Annotated in this window: 17 protein-coding genes, 2 tRNA genes and 1 riboswitch; of the genes, 11 read left to right on the top strand and 8 right to left on the bottom strand. The window is 57.8% G+C overall.

Features of this window, described 5'->3' with window-relative positions; genetic code table 11:
- The first annotated feature begins 125 nt into the window (after window positions 1-125).
- The 7 genes from ACSSVV_RS05775 (at window position 126) to ACSSVV_RS05745 (ending at window position 7,559) form a co-directional block, all read left to right on the top strand.
- Entirely contained in the window at window positions 126-782 is a 657-nt protein-coding gene (locus tag ACSSVV_RS05775; protein WP_023010222.1) for a type II secretion system protein N, read from the top strand.
- An 8-nt stretch (window positions 783-790) separates the two neighbouring features.
- Window positions 791-1,450, top strand: coding sequence for a transglutaminase-like cysteine peptidase (locus ACSSVV_RS05770; protein ID WP_454105723.1), 660 nt, complete (start codon window positions 791-793; stop codon window positions 1,448-1,450).
- Between the two features lie 123 nt (window positions 1,451-1,573).
- Window positions 1,574-3,178, top strand: coding sequence for an FAD-binding oxidoreductase (locus ACSSVV_RS05765; RefSeq protein WP_022992400.1), 1,605 nt, complete (start codon window positions 1,574-1,576; stop codon window positions 3,176-3,178).
- A 7-nt stretch (window positions 3,179-3,185) separates the two neighbouring features.
- Entirely contained in the window at window positions 3,186-4,784 is a 1,599-nt protein-coding gene (locus tag ACSSVV_RS05760; protein ID WP_454105722.1) for a glycerol-3-phosphate dehydrogenase/oxidase, read from the top strand.
- Window positions 4,777-6,336, top strand: a complete 1,560-nt coding sequence (locus tag ACSSVV_RS05755; RefSeq protein WP_370257062.1) for an FGGY-family carbohydrate kinase — start codon at window positions 4,777-4,779, stop codon at window positions 6,334-6,336. Before ACSSVV_RS05760 ends, ACSSVV_RS05755 begins: the two co-directional genes overlap by 8 nt.
- Before the next feature lie 66 nt (window positions 6,337-6,402).
- Window positions 6,403-6,768, top strand: coding sequence for an MbcA/ParS/Xre antitoxin family protein (locus ACSSVV_RS05750; RefSeq protein WP_454105721.1), 366 nt, complete (start codon window positions 6,403-6,405; stop codon window positions 6,766-6,768).
- Window positions 6,765-7,559: an RES family NAD+ phosphorylase gene (locus tag ACSSVV_RS05745; RefSeq protein ID WP_454105720.1), complete on the top strand. Its 795-nt coding sequence runs from the start codon at window positions 6,765-6,767 to the stop codon at window positions 7,557-7,559. Before ACSSVV_RS05750 ends, ACSSVV_RS05745 begins: the two co-directional genes overlap by 4 nt.
- On the opposite strand, the gene ACSSVV_RS05740 is transcribed toward ACSSVV_RS05745, so the two are convergent.
- From ACSSVV_RS05740 to ACSSVV_RS05725, 4 genes are all read right to left on the bottom strand, one after another.
- Window positions 7,507-8,952 (bottom strand): efflux transporter outer membrane subunit, encoded by a 1,446-nt coding sequence (locus tag ACSSVV_RS05740; RefSeq protein WP_454105719.1) that lies wholly within the window; start codon window positions 8,950-8,952, stop codon window positions 7,507-7,509. The genes ACSSVV_RS05745 and ACSSVV_RS05740 overlap by 53 nt on opposite strands.
- A 4-nt stretch (window positions 8,953-8,956) precedes the next feature.
- A complete protein-coding gene (locus ACSSVV_RS05735; protein ID WP_454105718.1) occupies window positions 8,957-10,891 on the bottom strand; it encodes a MacB family efflux pump subunit in 1,935 nt (644 codons plus the stop codon).
- The gene (locus tag ACSSVV_RS05730) at window positions 10,888-12,042 is read right to left on the bottom strand and encodes an efflux RND transporter periplasmic adaptor subunit (RefSeq protein WP_014421659.1); all 1,155 of its coding nucleotides are present in this window, start codon (window positions 12,040-12,042) and stop codon (window positions 10,888-10,890) included. The genes ACSSVV_RS05735 and ACSSVV_RS05730 overlap by 4 nt, the downstream gene beginning before the upstream one ends.
- A gap of 125 nt (window positions 12,043-12,167) precedes the next feature.
- Window positions 12,168-12,773, bottom strand: coding sequence for a LysE/ArgO family amino acid transporter (locus tag ACSSVV_RS05725; RefSeq protein ID WP_014421660.1), 606 nt, complete (start codon window positions 12,771-12,773; stop codon window positions 12,168-12,170).
- Between the two features lie 89 nt (window positions 12,774-12,862).
- Between ACSSVV_RS05725 and ACSSVV_RS05720 the strand changes: the two genes are divergently transcribed.
- The 3 genes from ACSSVV_RS05720 (at window position 12,863) to ACSSVV_RS05710 (ending at window position 15,128) form a co-directional block, all read left to right on the top strand.
- The gene (locus ACSSVV_RS05720; protein WP_023008267.1) at window positions 12,863-13,735 is read left to right on the top strand and encodes a LysR family transcriptional regulator ArgP; all 873 of its coding nucleotides are present in this window, start codon (window positions 12,863-12,865) and stop codon (window positions 13,733-13,735) included.
- 246 nt (window positions 13,736-13,981) lie between these two features.
- Window positions 13,982-14,188, top strand: coding sequence for a cold-shock protein (locus ACSSVV_RS05715; protein ID WP_011784828.1), 207 nt, complete (start codon window positions 13,982-13,984; stop codon window positions 14,186-14,188).
- A gap of 193 nt (window positions 14,189-14,381) precedes the next feature.
- Complete coding sequence (locus ACSSVV_RS05710; RefSeq protein ID WP_011784827.1) at window positions 14,382-15,128, top strand: DUF3581 family protein; 747 nt, start codon at window positions 14,382-14,384, stop codon at window positions 15,126-15,128.
- Here ACSSVV_RS05710 and ACSSVV_RS05705 read toward each other — a convergent pair.
- On the bottom strand, window positions 15,110-15,961 hold the full coding sequence (locus tag ACSSVV_RS05705) for a putative RNA methyltransferase (RefSeq protein ID WP_454105717.1): 852 nt from the start codon (window positions 15,959-15,961) through the stop codon (window positions 15,110-15,112). The two genes, ACSSVV_RS05710 and ACSSVV_RS05705, sit on opposite strands and share 19 nt — an antisense overlap.
- A 150-nt stretch (window positions 15,962-16,111) precedes the next feature.
- Here ACSSVV_RS05705 and ACSSVV_RS05700 point away from each other — a divergent pair, with 150 nt between their 5' ends.
- Window positions 16,112-17,839 (top strand): putative bifunctional diguanylate cyclase/phosphodiesterase, encoded by a 1,728-nt coding sequence (locus ACSSVV_RS05700; RefSeq protein ID WP_023008264.1) that lies wholly within the window; start codon window positions 16,112-16,114, stop codon window positions 17,837-17,839.
- Window positions 17,840-18,077: 238 nt separating this feature from the next.
- Here ACSSVV_RS05700 and ACSSVV_RS05695 read toward each other — a convergent pair.
- From ACSSVV_RS05695 to ACSSVV_RS05685, 3 genes are all read right to left on the bottom strand, one after another.
- A tRNA-Cys gene (locus ACSSVV_RS05695) sits at window positions 18,078-18,151 on the bottom strand.
- A gap of 57 nt (window positions 18,152-18,208) precedes the next feature.
- A tRNA-Gly gene (locus tag ACSSVV_RS05690) sits at window positions 18,209-18,284 on the bottom strand.
- 128 nt (window positions 18,285-18,412) lie between these two features.
- Window positions 18,413-19,156: a murein L,D-transpeptidase catalytic domain family protein gene (locus tag ACSSVV_RS05685; RefSeq protein WP_023008263.1), complete on the bottom strand. Its 744-nt coding sequence runs from the start codon at window positions 19,154-19,156 to the stop codon at window positions 18,413-18,415.
- Window positions 19,157-19,316: 160 nt separating this feature from the next.
- Window positions 19,317-19,408: riboswitch (TPP riboswitch) on the top strand.
- Window positions 19,409-19,421 lie beyond the last annotated feature (13 nt).

Genomic DNA, 19,421 nt, shown 5'->3' with positions numbered 1-19,421 from the left:
AAGCAAAAAGGCTACCACAGGAATGGGAACCACTGAACAACTCTATACACTATACTGCCACTAATTCATTGCAGTCTGATAACCTGTGAGCTTTTTACGATTTCCCAATGCATTCAGGAACGACAATGCTTGCAATTGATCGAAGGACTCCGCTGCTTCTGGCCATAGCAGCAGCAACGGCCATGCTGGCGCTGACCGGCTGGCAAGGCTATCAGTTCTGGCAGAATGAAACCCAACGTACCCTGCCGCAACTGACCCGGGAAGCTTCAACAGGTGCAGATCAGGCCAGAACCGTGCCTGATGTTCAGTTGTCGGATCTGGAAGTGTTCGGCTCGGCGACTGCCACCCCGCAAAATGAAGACACCAACACAGAGAACCTGCCGGAAACCAACCTTCGCCTGTCCTTGCGCGGTGTGCTGGCAGCAGACGGTGACTTCCCCGGCAGCGCCCTGATCGAAGACGACAAAGGCAAAACCGAGGCCTTTCTGGTGGGTGATGAACTGCCCGGAAATGCCAGGCTTCGTACTGTGTTTGCCAATCGGGTCATCATTGAAAGATCCGGCAAACTGGAAAACCTCTACTTCCCGGAGACCGAAGATCGCTCCGGGGTCGATTTCGCAAGCAATGACGAGCCTGCCTACGAAGCTCCCCCACAGCAAGAGGTTCAGGTGCAAAGAGCACGCCCCCAAACCAGCGCCTCGTCGGCCGACCAGCAACAGCGGCGAGAGGAAATCCGTCAACGGCTGGAACAGTTACGCCAGCGGCTTCAGAACAACAACTGAGGTCCGCCATGGAAGCGGCAAGCAGACTCACACGTCGCCAGTCCCTGTTGCTTCCCCTCATCCTTACCGTGTCTGTTGTCAGCGCACTTGAATTAAGCAGCCGCCTGATGACCTATGTGCTGGAGGAGTTCGGCGAGGCCGCGCACCAGCGGCTTGAGAACTGGCAACGCCTGCACGCGCTGGCTGCCAACGCTCCGACAGATCGCCAGCTTCGGCTGGTTAATTCCTTCTTCAACCGGGTGACGTTTGTCAGCGACATCCGCCACTGGGGCCAGGAAGACTACTGGGCCACGCCGGTGGAGTTGCTCACCACCAACGGCGGTGACTGTGAAGACTTCTCCATCGCCAAGTACCTCACCTTGAGGGCCTTGGGCGTCCCGGATGACCAACTCCGGATTATCTACGTCAAGGCACTGGAGTTGAACCAGGCCCATATGGTCCTGGCCTGGTATAAAACGCCGGGCTCCGACCCGTTGATTCTCGACAACCTGATCAATGACATCAAACCGGCGTCCCAGAGAAACGATCTGGAACCGGTTTACAGCTTCAACGGTGAAGGCCTGTGGCTGAACCGCACATCCGGCGACAATGCCAGAATTGGCGATGCCCGGAAGCTGGAGCATTGGCGGGATCTTAACGACAGGCTGACCGAAGCCCTCCGCCCTTAAAAAAAGCGCGCTGTGAATACCGATTGTCGGTAAATGACAGCGAGCTTGTCGCTCTCTGACACTGGTAACGGCCGGCCAGCCGTTAGAATGCCCGCAATTCGATAAACGATGGAGCAGCACAGAATGCGACGCTGGAATGGATGGGGTGACGAACAGTTCTCACTGGAATTACCGGAGCAAGGTCAGGCCTTTCTCACAGATCGTGTGGGAGGCGGCTCCCCGCTGGCGGATATCACCCTGCATGCAGCCTGTGAGCAGGTTCCGGAATCCCGGTTGCCCTCAGACCCACAGGTTGATGACCTGATCGACCGAAGCCCGGAAACCCGGGTCCGACACGCCCGGGGCCAAAGCCTGCCAGACTGGCTGGCCATGCGCAGCGGTGATATTGGCGAGTTCCCGGACGGCGTGGCCTTCCCGAACACCAGTACCGATGTACGCGCCCTGCTCCATTACGCCAACGACAAGGATATCCAACTGATCCCCTACGGGGGTGGCACCAGCGTAGCTGGGCACATCAACCCGGTAGACCAGGGCAAACCGGTTCTGACCGTCAGCCTTGCGAACCTTAACCGCCTGATGGATCTGGATCGGGAGAGCCAGATCGCCACCTTCGGAGCAGGCACCCCCGGCCCGCTGGTGGAATCCCAGTTAAGAGCCCATGGCTATACCCTGGGACACTTCCCTCAGTCGTTCGAGCTCTCCACGATTGGCGGCTGGGTGGCATCCCGCTCCAGTGGCCAGCAGTCACTGCGGTACGGCCGCATAGAACAGCTGTTTGCCGGCGGCCGGATTGAAACCCTGCAAGGCACCCTGACAATCCCCACCATTCCGGCCTCCAGCGCCGGCCCGGATGTCAGGGAAATGATCCTCGGTTCCGAGGGCCGGCTGGGCCTGATTACCGAGGTCAAAGCCCGGATCAGCCGTCTGCCTGAACAGGAAAGCTTTCATGTGGTGTTCTTCCCGGACTGGGACAAGGCCCGAACCGCCGCTCGCAAGCTGGTTCAGAACCGGGTTCAGCTTTCCATGCTACGACTGAGCAACGCCATTGAAACCGAAACCCAGCTGGCACTGGCCGGGCATCCGAAACTGATCGGGCTACTGGAACGTTTTCTGGCTTTCCGCGGTGCGGAAGACGGCAAATGCATGATGACCTTTGGCGTAACCGGCAGCAAAGCCCAGTGCCGGGGAGCACTTGCGGAGGCCCGCAAACTCTGCAGTGACTACAAAGGGGTCTATACCGGCACAAAACTTGGCGCCAAGTGGGCGGAGAAACGCTTCACCATGCCCTACCTGCGCGAAGCCCTGTGGCAAATGGGCTACGCCGTGGACACCCTGGAAACCGCCACCGACTGGGACAACGTTGATACCCTGATGAACCGGATTGAAACCAATCTCAGGGAAGGTCTGGCAGACAGGAACGAGCGAACCCACGTATTTACCCACCTGTCCCACTTTTACGGCCAGGGTTGTTCCATCTACACAACCTATGTTTTCCGGGTTGCGGATAGCTATGACGAGACCCTGAGCCGCTGGCAACATCTGAAGAACACCACCTCAGACCTGATCGTGCGGAACCGGGGCACCATCAGCCATCAGCATGGCGTAGGCAAGGACCACGCCCCCTTCCTCCCTGTCGAAAAGGGAGAGCTGGGTATGCGTGCCATTCGTTCGCTGACCCAGAGCTTTGATCCGGACCAGCGCCTGAACCCCAAAACTCTGCTGGATTGAAGTGATCATGGATCGACAACAGATACTGGAAAACCTGAAGGGCGAAACGCAGACCTTCGATGTGGTAGTGGTGGGCGGCGGCATTACCGGCGCCGGCGTTGCCCGGGAAGCCGCGGGCAGCGGCTTGAAGACCTTGCTGGTGGAGCAGAAAGATTTCGCCTGGGGTACCTCCAGCCGCTCTTCCAAGATGGTCCATGGCGGACTTCGCTATCTGGCCAGCGGACACATCGGGTTAACCCGCGATGCCGTCCGGGAACGAGAACGCATGTTGCAGGAAGCGCCCGGACTGGTCGATCCACTGCCTTTCCTGATGCCCCACTACAAAGGCAGTTTCCCGGGCCCCGGGCTGTTACAGATGCTGCTGGCCATGTACGACCGCCTGGCCGGCACCCGCAGCCATCAGAAATATACGCCAGCGGAAACCCTGAACTGGGCCCCGGGGCTCGATACTGCCAACCTGCGCGCCACTAGTCGTTTTACCGATGCGGTGACAGACGATGCCCGCCTGGTCCAAAGGCTGATTGCCGAAGCCTCCCACGACGGCGCCATGTGCCTGAACTACGTCGCCGCGACCGCCGTCGACCGGGATGATAACGGAACTGTCTGCGGATTAAGACTGACTGCCGAAGAAAATGCAAAGCAGAGCGCCATCACGGTCAATACCCGATGCGTTATTAACGCTACCGGCGCCTGGGCCGATCGGTTGCAGAAACAATCAGCGACGGATCACCCGCTCACCATCCGACCGCTGAGAGGCAGTCACCTGGTCATTCCGTGGCACAAGCTGCCGGTGACCTGCGCGGTTTCTCTGATGCACCCGGATGACCGAAGGCCAGTATTTGCCTTCCCCTGGGCAGGTGCCACGGTTCTGGGAACAACCGATCTCGAACACGTCAAAGATCTGAACGAGGAGCCGGCCATCACCGGTGGGGAAGTAAATTATCTGCTGCAAATTGCCACCCGTTTATTCCCCGGTGCGACCATTGAACGGGCCGACGTGCTGTCCACCTGGGCGGGCGTTCGACCTGTGGTTACCGACGGCGGAGGTAAAGCTCCGTCCCGGGAGAATCGGGAACACGCCATCCGGCACGACAATGGCCTGATCAGCATCGCCGGCGGGAAGCTCACCACCTTCCGCCAGATGGCGCGACAGGCGTTGGCCATGGCCCTGGGTGATCAGCATGAAGATCGGCTTCGTAGCGACGAGCAACGGGTATTCACAGCCACGCCAAAAGACCGTAAACCCGATGATATTCCGGCGCTGACCTGGCATCGACTGGGCGGCTATTACGGCCCGCACCGCCGGTCAATCGTGACCAACGGTGACGCCACCGAAATCCCGGACACCGGTGTGCTCTGGGCCGAACTGGAATGGGCCTGTCGCCATGAACAGGTTCAGCATCTGGATGATCTGATGCTGCGACGTACCCGCCTGGGGCTGGTCCTGCCTGACGGGGCGGCCAGTTTGCTTCCTGAAATCCGTAACCGATGCCAGAGCCTGCTAGGCTGGGATGATGCCCGCTGGCATCAGGAGCAAGAGCGATATCTGGCAACCTACCGTAAGGCCTATCAATTGCCGATGGGCGAGGATGCCCTGGATGCGTGAGACCCCACTGATACTGGCGATCGACAACGGCACCCAGAGCATCCGCGCCCTGCTGTTTGACACCCGGGGTAACTTGTTGGGCAAGGGCAAGCAGGAAATCGAGCCTTACTTTTCCGAGCAACCCGGCTGGGCAGAACAGCACCCGGAGTACTTCTGGGACAACCTTGGCATTGCTTGCCAGCAACTCTGGCAAACCACCAGCGCCCGCCCGCAGCAGGTGGTGGGCGTGACCGTTACCACGCAACGCGGCACGGTGGTCAACCTCGATCGTGAGGGCAAGCCCCTGCGGCCCGCCATCATTTGGCTGGATCAGCGCCATGCGCAGGTGGATGGGCCAGTGAAAGGCCCCTGGGGCTGGCTGTTCAAGCTTGCCCGCCTGGAAGACACCATCAGCCGATTCCGGGAAAAAACCCAGGCGAACTGGATTGCGCAGAATCAGCCGGATATCTGGGCGAAAACCCACAAGTACCTGCTGCTATCAGGCTACCTGAATTACCGACTGACCGGTGAATACCGGGATTCCACTGGCAGTCAGGTGGGCTACCTGCCCTTTGACTATAAACGTCAGTGCTGGGCCGGCCACCGGGATTTCAAATGGCAAGTGATGCCGGTGACCCCGGGAATGCTGCCTGAACTGATACCACCTGGTGAACAGATCGGAACCCTGCTGCCTGAGGCGGCGGCGCACCTTGGCCTGCCGGGTGGACTGCCCGTCATCGCCGCGGCATCGGACAAAGCCTGCGAAATTCTCGGCTCCGGCGGTCTGTCTCCGGAGACCGGCTGCATGAGCTATGGCACCACGGCCACCATCAACACCACCAATGCCCGCTATGTGGAACCCACCCGGTTCATGCCGCCGTATCCGTCTGCCCTGCCCGGCCACTATTCCACCGAAGTCATGATATATAGGGGTTTCTGGATGGTGAGCTGGTTCAAACGGGAATTCGGGCTGCGGGAGCAGAAGCTGGCAGAACAGAAAGGTATTGAACCCGAAGCCCTGTTTGACGAACTGGTGAACGCCGTACCGCCAGGTTCCATGGGTTTGATGCTGCAGCCCTACTGGAGCCCCGGCGTGCGACAGCCAGGCCCGGAGGCCAAGGGTTCCATTATCGGCTTTGGCGACGTGCACACACGAGCTCACGTCTATCGGGCCATACTTGAGGGGCTGGCCTACGCCTTGAAGGAAGGCAAGGAACGCATCGAGAAACGCAGCGGCCAGGCTATCAAGCGGCTGCGAGTAGCAGGCGGCGGCTCCCAGAGTGATGCTGCCATGCAGTTGACGGCGGATATATTTGGCCTGCCGGCGGAACGCCCGCATACCTATGAAACCTCCGGGCTGGGAGCAGCCATTGATGCCGCCGTGGGGCTGGGATTACACCCGGATTTCGACACGGCGGTCACGGCTATGACCAGAACCGGCCGGGTATTCGAGCCCAACCCGGAAGCGTCCGCGCTTTATCAACGTCTCTACCGGGAGGTTTATCAGGATATGTACCCCCGCCTGCAACCGCTGTACAAAAAGATCCGGGAAATTACCGGCTATCCGCGCTAGCCCTTTTGGTGACTTTTTATTCAGAGAAGCCTATAATGATGAAAATTCATCAACGGAGGCCAGGGCATGCCAGAAGCGGTTAGTGCAGCACCGGAAACCAGCGATAAAGCTCTGCTGTCCAAAGCCCTGCTGAACGCAGCCAAAGCCTTTGGTTTGCCACAAGCGGAAATCGCGGCCGTGGTTGGCCGCAACCGCACAGGTTTGACCCGTGACGGCATTGACCCGGCCAGTAAGTCCGGTGAACTGGCACTGTTGTTTATCCGGCTATACCGTAGCGTCTATGCACTGACCGGCGGTGAACGGGAGGCCATGACCCATTGGCTGAACACGCCCAATCACTATTTTGATGATACACCCAGAGAGATGATCCAGAGCACGGAAGGCCTGGTTCGGGCGGTTCACTACCTGGATGCCATGCGGGGGCGGATTTGAATTATCGGGAACGGATTGCCCAGTCCATCACACCGCTGCAAGGCAGCCTGTTCCGAGTGGTGGAAAGTCAGGAAGACATCGCGACGGCACGCATCGTAGACAGTATGCAGGAACAGAATCGACTGGAGGAACTGCTGGAAAGCAACAAACCACCGGTGCCCGGCACGGCCCGAAAACGCCATTACCTGCTGACCACCCCGTTCCGCTACCCGCCCCTGAAATACGGCTCACGTTTTGGCCGCAGTTTCGAACCCAGTCTGTTTTACGGAGCCATGAGCATTCCCACGGCTCTGGCGGAAACCGCGTTTTATCGGTTTGTATTCATGAGCCATCTGAAAGTCCCGTTCAAGCGCCCGTTAACCACCTTGCATACGGTGTTCAGCGCCCGATTCCGCACGGAACGAGGTGTTCGGCTGCAGTCTGAACACTGGCAGGATCTGCATCATACGCTGGCAGATCCAGTCAGCTACCGGGAAAGCCAGGCCTTGGGTACCGACATGCGCAGCCTGCAAGTGGGCGCCTTCCAGTTTCTCTCAGCCCGCGCTCTGCAGGCAGGCCTCTATGAGCTCCCCGTCCATCCGGACAACGGCGTCGAAGGCGTCAATGTAGCTTTGTTCAATGCCAGTGTGTTCCGGGACGCCGCCCCCAGAAGTTATCAAAAACTGATTGCCGTGACCTCGACCAACCAGGTGTCCATGAGCCTGTCGGAGCCGGATGGCAGCAAGCAGGTTTACGAATTCAGCCTGGACCAGTTTCTGATAGAGGGCGAACTGCCTCAGCCGGCGCCGTAGCTTCTGCCGTTTCTCTCTCCTGAAGATCGGCCTGCCAGCCGCCTCCCAGCGCCTTGTACAGATCCACCGCTGCAATCAGCCGATTCAACCGCACCTGACTGAGTTGCTGCCGGGCATCAAATACGGTTCGCTGGCTTTCCAGCAAGGTGAGCAGGTCATCTGCCCCTTCCCGGTAACGCACTTCGGTCAACCGTAAGGTCTCTTCCGCCTGAGTCAAAATACTCTGTAACCGCTGCTCCTGGCCCAGGTACAGCGCTTCTCTGTCGAGTGCATCCCCGACTTCCTGGAATGCCGAGAGCAGGCTGGCACGGTAATTCTCCAACAAAGCCACCCGCCGGGATTCCGAAATGGCCACATTGTTGCGACGCTGGCCTCCATCAAACAGAGTCTGGCTGAGGGCAAGCAGGCCATTGGCGGTTTGCAGTGGGTCCGCCAGGCTTACAAAACTATTGGTGGAGAAGCGAACCGCGCCGCTGAGCGACACCGATGGCATCAAGGCCGCCCTGGCCTGCTCGACGTCCGCACTGGCGGCCATCAGCCGAGCCTCCTCAGCCGCCAGGTCCGGTCTTCGGGTAACCAGGCTGGCCGGCGTTTCCGGGTTGATCTCCGGCACTTGAACCGCAAGTAGCCCAGCCTCCGGAATCTCTTCCGTAAACGGATAATCCCCGGTCAGTAGCCGCAAGGCCGCTAACCGTTGCCGGGCCTGATACTCCAGTGGCGGCACCGCATTCTTCAGGTTCAGTACGGAGGTTTGCTGGCGGGACAATTCCGAGCGATCGGCCACACCGTTACGATACCGGGCATCGACGAGGGCCAGTGTTTTTTCACCCAGTTCCAGATTCCGACGCGCAATATCCAAACGCTGCTGCAACTCCTGCCATTCGAACCAGGTACTGGCTACCGAGGCCACCAGCATCATTCGGGCGGCGTCATAGTCATACTCCGAGGCCTGGAAACCCGCGAGAGCCCCGGCTTCCACGGCGGACAGGCGACCCCAGAGATCCAGCTCGTAGTCAACCGACAGCCCGAGGCTACTCGAACCACTCGTGACACGATCCTGGCCGGAGGCCTCGCTTGCCTGTTTACCCGTGCTTCCCGACGCACCAAGGGTCGGCAGCAAGGCAGCTCCGGCGTTGCGCAACTGCAAGTCTGCCTGAATCACTGCCTGAGCGGTGGCAGCCAGATCCGGATTATTCGAAAGTGCCCGGTCTATTAAACGGTTGAGCTCTTCGTCACCGAAGGCATACCACCAGCGAGCACCAGCCGCTTCGCCGGCGCCAGCCCCGATGTGCCACTGGGCCGGCGGATTCACCGGCCGCTCGATGGGTTGTGGCTGAAAGCCGGCACACCCGGTCAACAACACCGACACCAGTGCAATATGGCGAACGCTCATAACATTACTCCGAGGCCAGGGCATGAACAGGGTCCAGATGGGCGGCCTTACGGGCGGGCAGAAATCCGAACAGCAGGCCCGTGGCAAAAGCGCAACCAAAGGCCAGAGCCATGGGTAGCAGCGTCATGTGAATAGGTGTTCCCAGTGAGCCAATAATCCGGGTTGCCGCAATGCCGATGACAACACCAATCAACCCGCCAATGGCCGATACCAGCCAGGCCTCGGTCAGAAACTGCTGCAGGATATTCCATGCCCGGGCACCGGTGGCCATGCGAATACCGATCTCGCGGGTACGTTCGGTGACGCTCACCAGCATGATATTCATAACCCCGATACCACCCACAAGCAGGGAAATTGCTGCAATAGAGCCCAGCAGCCAGGTGAGCGTATTCTGGGTTTCCGAAATGGTTTCAATCAATGAAGCCATGTTGCGGATAGTAAAGTCCTCAATGCCATGGCGGGCCATCAGAGTGTCGTGGATGAGGGCTTCGATCTCATCCATACGATCGATATCGGCCACAGCCACGGTGATGTTGCGCAGGTGTGTTTGCCCGAAGATGCGCAGGCTGCCCGTGGTATAGGGAACAAACACCACATCGTCCTGGTCCTGCCCCATGGGAGAGGCGCCTTTTTCATCCATCACACCAATCACCTGAAACAGCACGTTGTTAACCATCAAGTGTTTGCCGAGAGGGCTTTCGTCGGGAAACAGGGCGTTGGCGGTGGTTTTGCCGAGTACCGCCACAGCTGCATAGCTGGCTTCATCCTCGGCGCTGAAGAAGGTGCCTTCAACGACAGGCCACTGGCGGGCAACCGGGAAGCGGAAGGAGGTGGCATTGATCTCGGCCGAGTGATCCCGGTTGGAATAGCGCAGCGTCTGGCCGCCAGTCAGTTCAGGTATTGCTGCAAGAACACCCTCTATCTCATTGATTGCTTTGAAGTCAGATGGTACCAGCGTGGTCACGCTCCAGCGCCCACCCCGCTGATCGGGCCCACCGGGGCGCACCAGCAGCAGATCACTGCCCATGGTGCTGATTCTGTCGACTACATCCTTTCGGGCCCCCTCTCCGATCGCCAGCATGGTGATCACTGAGGCAACCCCGATTACGATGCCAAGCAGGGTCAACGCCGTCCGAAACAGGTTACTGTGCAGGGAACGCACCGCGCTTTTCAGGGCTTCCTGCCAGTCGCCAAGGCGGGAACGGCGACGGCCATTCTGGTCGGTTGCTGGCATCGGGACCGAGGGCACTTCTGCGCCGGTGTCCTCAACAATCTCACCATCGGCAATGCGAATTTGCCGTCGAGCCACCGTTGCCACATCGGGGTCGTGGGTGATCAGGATAATGGTGTGGCCCTGCTCAGAAAGATCGGTTAACAGCCGGATCACTTCCTGGCTGCTTTTGCTGTCCAGAGCACCGGTCGGTTCGTCTGCGAAGATCAACTGGCCGCCATTCATCAGGGCCCGAGCAATAGACACTCGCTGTTGCTGACCACCCGATAACTGTGCCGGCCTGTGCGACAGCCGCTCGCCCAGCCCAAGCCCGGTGAGTAACCGTTCTGCCCTTGCGTGCCGCTCGGCCGGCGCCATTCCGGCGTAAATGGCGGGGATCTCCACATTCTCACGGGCAGTCATCCCGGGCAGCAGGTTGTAACTCTGGAATACAAAACCAAAGGCGTCACGCCGAAGCCGTGCCAGTTCGTCCCGGTCCAGGGCGGATACGTCCCTGCCATTGAATCGGTACTGGCCAGCGCTGGGCTGATCCAGACAGCCGAGGATGTTCATCAGGGTAGATTTGCCGGAGCCCGATGGCCCCATGATGGCCACAAACTCACCGGGCCAGATTTTCAGATCAATGCCCTTGAGCACAGGAACCGCCAGTTCGCCCTCGCCAAAGGATCGGGTAATGTCTTGAAGCTCAATCAACGGTCGCGGGCTCATCTCAGCATACCCCGAAAGGCAGCCCGGCTCTCACCCTGCCCGGCCCGCGGATCCCGGTTTGCAAGAACCACCTGATCACCCTCATTCAATCCGGACCGAACCTCCACGTATACGCGGTTGCTGATGCCGGTTTCGATGGCCCGAATCTGTGGCTGCCCCTTCGCATCCAGGACCTTGACCTGGTTTCTCACCACCGCACTGACTGGCACCCGCAATACATTCAGCGCCTCATCCTGAATAAAGAACACCTGGGCGGTCATCTGGGGCAACAGCCGCCCCTCCTGGTTATCCACCGTAAACAGCGCGTTGTAGAGCACCACGTTGTTGGTTACTTCGGGGGTTGGCTCAATGTACTGCAACTCGCCGTAGAGCTTATGCTCCGAATCGCCAAGTGTGGTGAAGTACACCCGCATGCCCGGTTGCAGCTTGCCGACGTCGGCCTCAGACACCTGGGCCCGCACCCGCATGGTGCTCAGATTGGCAATGCGCATAAGCAACGGCGCGGTCTGGCTCGCGTTCAGGGTTTGCCCCTGGCGGGCTTCGATGGATACCACAGTGCCATCCATCGGCGCATAGATGCGGGCATAACCCAGATTGGCTTCTTCAGCCCTCAGGGTGGAGGAGGTCTGTTCTATCTGTGCCTCAAGCATGGCCAACTGCGCCCGGGCGGACGCTAAAGATGCTTCGGCAGTCTGCAGGGATTCCCGTGTGGTCGCATCTTCACGCCACAGGTTCTGCTGGCGCTGGAACTGGATCTCGGCGAGCCGCAGCTGGGCCTTGCGATCGGCTAGCTGGGCCTGCTGGTTCTTCAACTGGGCGCGGGTGGCATCCACTTTCGCCACATACACGGTAGGGTCGATTTCCGCCAGCAGATCGCCGGTGCTAACGGGTTGGCCCACTCGTACGTGAATCAGCTCCAGCTGGCCGGAAACCTGTGCACCCACATCCACATAATCACTCGGCTCAAGCACGCCGGTGGCCGAAACCAGGTTCTGGATGTCGCCTCGGCTCACCGCCACGGTATTCAAAGCCGGTTCATTGCCGTTAGCATTGCGGGCGTACCAAACGACAGCGAAGGCTATCGCGCACAGCACACACAGAAATCCAACCCACTTCAGCCAGCGATGCCCGGCACGGGTAGCAGAGGCCATTCAGATATCTCCAAGAGTTCAAATCAGACCGAACCATAGAGAACTGATACGGGAAAAAGAAGCCGGGGATCAGGGTTTTGCGAAACCTTTACACGAACGATGTCAGGCGCAAAGAGGCTATAGGGTTACAGCCCTCCTGAAGCGAGCTGGATAGCAATCGCAGCCATCATCAGGCCGATAACACCGTCAATCACACGCCACGCCGCAGGCCTGGCCAACCAGGGCGCCAGCCGGGAACCGGCCCAGGCCAGCGCGCCGAACCAAAGCACCGACGCGCTACTGGCACCCGCCACAAACGTGGCCGGATCCGATTGCTGGGCCCCCACTGCTGGAATTAACAGTAACGTATCCAGGTAAACCTGGGGGTTCAGCAAGGTGACCGCCAAGGTTGTCAGGATCACGCCTTTGACGGTGCTGCGCCGAGCTTCCCCTGCCGCCAGTGACGCCCTCCCCTTCAGAACCCGATAGAACGCCTGTCCTGCCAGCAAACCGAGGAACCCAACGCCCAGCCATCTGAGCACGTCCAGCGCCTCGGGCATGGCCATCAGTGCCGCACTCACACCAAACATGCCCAGAGTGAACAGCAGGATATCCGAGGTCATACACAAACCGGCCGACCACCAATGGTGTTCGCGACGAATGGCCTGACTGAGAACGTAGGCATTCTGGGCACCAATAGCCACGATGATGCCGCCACACACAACCAGGCCTGTCAGATAACTCTCAAACACCACGGCACTCCTTATGATTAATGGCGAAAGCCTACCCCGTTACCGCTATACTTGAAATTCATCCTGTTAATACCTGATAAGTTTTTCTTATGCTTGACTACAAATTGCTGGAAGCCCTTGCGGCCGTGGTCGACGCCGGCGGTTTTGACAAAGCCGGCGACATGCTGGGCATCAGCCAGTCCGCCATTTCTCAGCGAATTCGTACACTTGAAGTCAGGCTTGGCCAGCCTGTGCTGGTGCGAAGCCAAAACCCAAGAGCAACGCCCGCAGGCCAGAGATTACTCAATCATGTTCATCAGGTGCGCCTGCTGGAACGCGACCTGACCAGTTCCATTCCCTCCCTGGCCGAACCAGCCACTCGATTCCGCGTCGCGCTCAATGCGGACAGCCTCGCAACCTGGTGGGCCTCTGCCGTCGGCGACTTCTGTACCGAAGAGGGAATACTTCTGGACATGGTGGTAGAAGACCAGGACGTCGGATTGCGGCGCATGCGCGAGGGCGATGTAGCCGCCTGCCTTTGCAGCAGCCCTCAGCCGGTTGCCGGCGCCCGGTGCATACCGCTGGGAGTGATGACGTATCAGCCATTGGCCACACCGGACTATAGCCGCCGCTTTTTTCCGGACGGGCTGAACAACGCGAGCCTGCAATCCGCGCCCGCCATTGTGTTTGGGCCCAACGATCAACTCCAGCATCGGTTCCTGGCCCAGGTGGGCTATCAGGGCAAATTTCCGCACCACCTGTGCCCTTCATCCGAGGGCTTCGTAAAGCTTGCGCTGACCGGCATGGGTTATGGAATGATTCCAGAAATTCAGGCCCGGGAGCATATCGAGGCAAATCGACTGGTTAGTATCTCCCCGGGCAGCGGCCTGGAAGTTCCTCTTTACTGGCACTTCTGGCGTCACGGTGGGGAGCTGATGTCCCGGTTAACGCGCAAACTGCAGGATTCGAGCGAGTTGGTTTGAGTGGTTTCCGGTGATCAGGGTATCTGCCTAGAAAAAATAGCTATGCAAACCATCGAGACAGGAGTACAGTGGCCGTCGTTGGAAAGATTTAGCAAAGCATTCATCAATAAGACGCATCCCTGTTGTTATAAGTAGTGTTCGTCCTGTTTTTGATCACGCCAGTTTTTATGTTTCCTCACACCGCTGACCTGCCCTCACAACGAGACCAGGCAGCACATTAAATGATTGAATTCAGGATAGTAAAATATGTCTACTGTTACCGGTACTGTTAAGTTCTTCAACGAATCCAAAGGCTTCGGCTTTATCACTCGTGAAGGCGGCCCGGACGTTTTCGTTCACTACAGCGCCATTCAGGGCGGCGGCTTCAAGACTCTGGCAGAAGGCCAGCAGGTTGAATTCACCGTGACTCAGGGCCAGAAAGGTCCTCAGGCGGAAAACGTAGTTGGTCTGTAAATAACAGCCCAGTACGATCAAAAAGGCAGCTTCGGCTGCCTTTTTTGTTGCCTGAATTTCCGTGTTAGTCCGTATTCATCCTTATTAGTACCATGGTCGGGCTCACCTTGAGCCACGCTAAGGCCTATAATGCCCGCTCGGGTGAATTCACTCCCCAGGCCCTCGAGGCTCAGCAAACCAGAAAAGGCCCACCATGTTTTCTGAACAGTTCTATTCCGTCCAGGACGGACGTATTGTGATTTCCGCACCCCAGGCCAGCTACTTTGCCAAAGAGATCGCCGGGGACTTCAATCCGATCCACGATCCGGACGCCCGTCGTTTTTGCGTGCCCGGCGACCTGCTGTTCACCATTGTGGTGTCCCGTTTCGGGCTCTCAGAAAATATGACCTTCAAGTTCCGTAACCTGCTTGGTGCCGAGGTTCCGCTTGAGTTCCGCGAAAGCGACAATGGCGAAGCCATCAACGTTGTCGACGAAGCCGGTAAGGTCTACCTGGAAGTTACCCGTAAAGGCGCGGTAACCCGGGATGAAAAAGTGATTGAAGAGTTCAGTCGGTGCTATGTTGCGGCGTCCGGGAAAAACTTTCCGCACACGCTCAAGCCCTTGATGGAATCACACGGGGTGATGTTCAATCCCGACCGGCCAATGGTGATGTATGAGAGCATGAGCCTGGCTCTCACACAGCTGGAGAATCCTCACCCAGACCTCGAACTGAACAACGCGGACCTGGAAGTTGCGGGTAAACGCGGCAACGTAACGCTTGAATACAACCTGCAGTCTTCCGGCAAAACCGTTGGCGAGGTTGCCAAGCGGCTGGTACTGGGCGGCCTTCGGGAGTACTGCCCTGAGGCCATGGCCGGCATCATCGAGGAGTTTTACCGGCTCAAGGCGAGAGGCACCCGCTGGGGAATGGAGAGCGCTGATCAGCCGGCCGGATTGTAACGCTCAAACGTTTGCAGGCAGACATCCACGGTTACCGATAACGTTTTCAGCCCCGCAGCCCGGGCCCTGCCCTCCACGCTTGCCCGGTAGAGGTGTGGGGTCATTGCCAATAAATCGGCAATGGGCTCGGCGCCGTCAAGGTGCACTGTAAAGCGTATGTCCTGGGTGCCGATTCGCCGAAATCCCTCCGGTACCGGAGCCACTTTACGGGAGTCTGCGCGAACTTCCGGGTAAACAATCTCCCGCAATTCCCTCAGATGATCCTGGCCGGCGTCTACCTGTACCAGTCGCCCGCCTGGCCTTAAAACCCGCGCAAACTCCGGATACACCGGAAACCCGAAGAGGCAAAGCACACGGTCGACTGAAGCTGGTAACACCGGCAGATTGGCATTGCTGCCAACCACCCAACATGCGCGCTTTTCCCTGCGCGCAGCCGCCAGCACCGCCCACTTGGAAATGTCCAATCCGAGCAACGATAGTGAGGTTTCACCCTCCGGGGACGCTAGCTGACGCAAATAATAGCCCTCACCACAGCCGGCATCCAGGCAACTGAGTTCGCTGCCCGTGGCAGCGTCGTTCAGGATTGCCGCCGACACGGCATCCGCAATCGGGCGATAGTATCCCACCTCCAGAAAGCGCTGGCGCGCGGCCACCATGGCTTTGCTGTCACCGGGTTCTTTCGAGCGCTTTTTCTGAACTGGCAGCAAATTTACGTAGCCCTGGCGGGCAATATCGAAGCTATGGCCCTGTGGACAGCGCCAGACTTTGTCTTCCCGCTGCAGCGGATTGCCGTCGAGCGGACAGGCGAGGGATTCAAAGGGAGTGGTGTTCACTGAGCGTCCAAACGTTGGAAATGCCGGCGTATTCTAACAAGGAATATCCCATCAGGCTCGCAAACGGAGGAATGGCTTCCTATTCTTGTTGTGAACGACTGGAAAGCGCATAGATGCGTTCTCACCCAACCGGGAGGAGTCTCGTCCGTCATGGATAAGAAGAAGGACAGATCGTCGTCATCGTCACAATCGGAGCAAAGTGAACAAAAGTTCCATGAGTTGATTGAGAGCCTGCCGATGGTTGCCGTTCAGGGCTACGACCGGAATCGGAGGGTCATCTACTGGAATGAAGCCAGCACAAGACTATACGGGTACTCCAGAAATGAGGCTCAGGGAAAACGGCTGGAGGACCTGATTATTCCGGAAGCCATGCGCGAAGCCGTTATTGAGGCCCACACCAACTGGCTCGATCACAACATCAGCATTCCCGCAGAAGAACTGGCACTGAAACACAAGGATGGCCACCAGGTTCCCGTTTACTCGAGTCATGTCATGATCAAGCAGGATACCGGCGAGTGCGAAATGTTCTGTATCGACATCAGCCTGGAAGAACAAACGCAAGCCAAGGCAGAACTGGTTCGCCGCGCCAGCTTTGATGATCTTACCGGGTTACCCAACCGACGCCTGATGGAGTCTGAACTTGAAAGCCGGCTGGCCGAGGCAGATCGTTGCAATCGGGAAGTTGCGGTGATCTTCATGGATCTGGACAACTTCAAACTGATTAACGATACGCTCGGCCACTATCAGGGCGACACCCTCCTCAAATCGGTTGCTGACACCTTAAAGCAGGAATTACGACACAGCGATCTGCTCTGCCGTTTCGGAGGCGACGAATTCGTTCTGTTGCTGTTCGATTTTCATGGCCCAGAGGGCATCCATGAATTACTTCAACGGCTGGTCAAGGCACTCGAAAGCAAGGTGCAGCTTCACGGTGATTGCTATCAGGTATCGGCGAGTTTTGGCGTCAGCCTGTACCCACACAATGGCGGCACCGCCGCGGAACTCATGGGCAACGCAGACGCGGCCATGTACCGCGCCAAGGAGATCGGAAAGAATACGGTCTGCTTCTACACCTCTGATATCAACGACCGGCTCGTCAAATACCAACAGATTACGGCCCTGCTCCGACAAGCCCTGACGAATGGCGGATTGGAACTTTACTACCAGCCACAGATAGATCTGAGAACTGGCGGGACCACCTCCTGCGAGGCGCTGTTGCGGTGTTTCGACAAGGCATCAAGCCTTGTCTCGCCGGCGACGTTCATCCCTGTTGCCGAAAAATCGGGGCTTATAAACCGTATCGGTGACTGGGTCATCGATGCCGCATGCAAGCAGCTCAATGCCTGGCAGCGAACTGAGTTCGCGGGCGTGCGCATTGACGTCAATCTGTCCGGTCGCCAACTGACCAATCCACACCTGGCTGACCAGATCCTGGAAACCATCAAACACTATGGTTTGAAACCTGAGCAACTCGGGGTAGAACTCACGGAAAACGAGGTGTTTGGGAGCGAAGAAGACCAAACCAGGCAACTGGAGCGCCTCAAGGCTGCCGGGCTCCATATATCCATTGACGACTTCGGCACCGGATACTCTTCCCTGGTTTATCTTCGGAAGCTCCCGGTATGCAGCATCAAGATCGATCGAAGCTTTCTTCACTATGCCATGGAAAACGAAAGCGACATGGCCATCATGAAAGCCATGGTTACGGTCGGCCAGAGTCTCGGCTTGAGCATTCTTGTAGAAGGTGTAGAGACCGAGCAACAGGCAAAGCTGATACGGGATCTCGGATGCGATTTCGCCCAGGGCTTTCTTTACGCCAAACCAATGCCGGCGAAAGCGGCAGAGGCATTTATGAAGCCCCTGGCTTCACGCAGTTAATGAGCAACAAACATAGCCTGGCGTCCTTGAGGTCAGCCCTTTTGAAGGGATAGGTCTAACACCACCGGAGTACTCTCAGGCATACAACGCTCGTTGCAGGTACTGGCATTAATGAGACGGGTTTCGCCCTGCAGGTACTCACCATAGCCCTCATGAATATGCCCGAAGACATGAGCCTTCAGTATCAGCCGAGGACTACTGCCCAAGATCACAAGACTTTGATATAAGGGAGTAAAAATGGAGGCGCGGGTCGGAATCGAACCGGCGTACACGGAGTTGCAGTCCGCTGCATAACCACTCTGCCACCGCGCCGGGGAAGCCTGGATTCTGGCTTTTGCTCTCAGGAGGCATTGAGAGACTTGGAGAAATTGGAGCGGGAAACGAGATTCGAACTCGCGACCCCAACCTTGGCAAGGTTGTGCTCTACCAACTGAGCTATTCCCGCTCTAATGTTTCGGAAGCATTGCCTCATCAACGGCTGCGTATTCTACGGATTCCGCCTTCGCCGTCAACACCTTTTTTTCAACTTTCTGTTTTTACTGACAATCTGAACAAAGTTTAGCCAGCAACGATTCAGGATCGATCCCCGGCCTGCGCTGTTACGTTACGTGCACCCGCCAGCTGCCCGGCGGAATCGCAGTTCAGATAACTGGATGCCTGGAGCCATTCCTGATCGGGATAGTACTTGAATACCAGTTGCCCGCCCTTGAGTTCGTCCACCACGGTTTTGATGATCTGGTTGTCTACCGCCGGGCAGCCATGACTGCGGCCGATTCTGCCGTATTTTGTGACCCAGCTGTCCTGAACGTAGTCGGCACCATGGATGACAATTGCCCGCTGGCGAGCCAGGTCATTGAAGCCCGGCTCCAGTCCGTCAAGGCGCAACGAATAGCCGTGGGAACCCCGATAGGATTCAGCAGCTTTGAACAAGCCGATGCTGGATTGGTAACTGCCCTCGATATTGGAGAAAGCGGTTGCCTCGGCATTACCGGAGTTTTTACCGTGGGCCACCAGATCACGAAGAATCAACTCGCCTTCATTGAGATCAAACAACCACAGCCTTTCTTTGGAAGACGGCAAAGAGAAGTCGATCACCGCCAGCCTCTCTGGCATGGCCGTGCCATTGCTGATGGCACAACGAGTTGCTTTCAATGCGGCTTCGAGAACCTGTGGGCTCAACTTGGGTGCTGCGGAGGCCAGGCGGCCAAACATATCATCATTACCGGATTGGGCGTGGCCTGCCGCCGATAACCCAAGGGAAAAAAGCGCGCCCGCAAACAGGGCGGAAATCTTTCGTAGTTTGTGATGCTTGGGCATCAAGCTTACCTCTCAACTCGAAGCTGTTTAAATCCGTAGAACAAAAAATGCCCCATTCTACCAATAAAAAATGAGACACCCGTCATCGCCGTACAAAAAATAAACAAGCGGTAATCAAACATACGAATTCCGGGGTGTGGCTCGGGCGTGGTAACATTGGCCTAACTCAACGGGGTGCCTGGAAGGGCTGAGACCATACCCGCGGAACCTGACCCGGTTAATACCGGCGTAGGGATTGAGTCACCACCTTTGGTGGTGTTCGCGG

It is taken from the genome of Marinobacter sp. MBR-105 (assembly GCF_053628895.1).
This window is presented reverse-complemented; position numbering and strand designations above follow the sequence as displayed.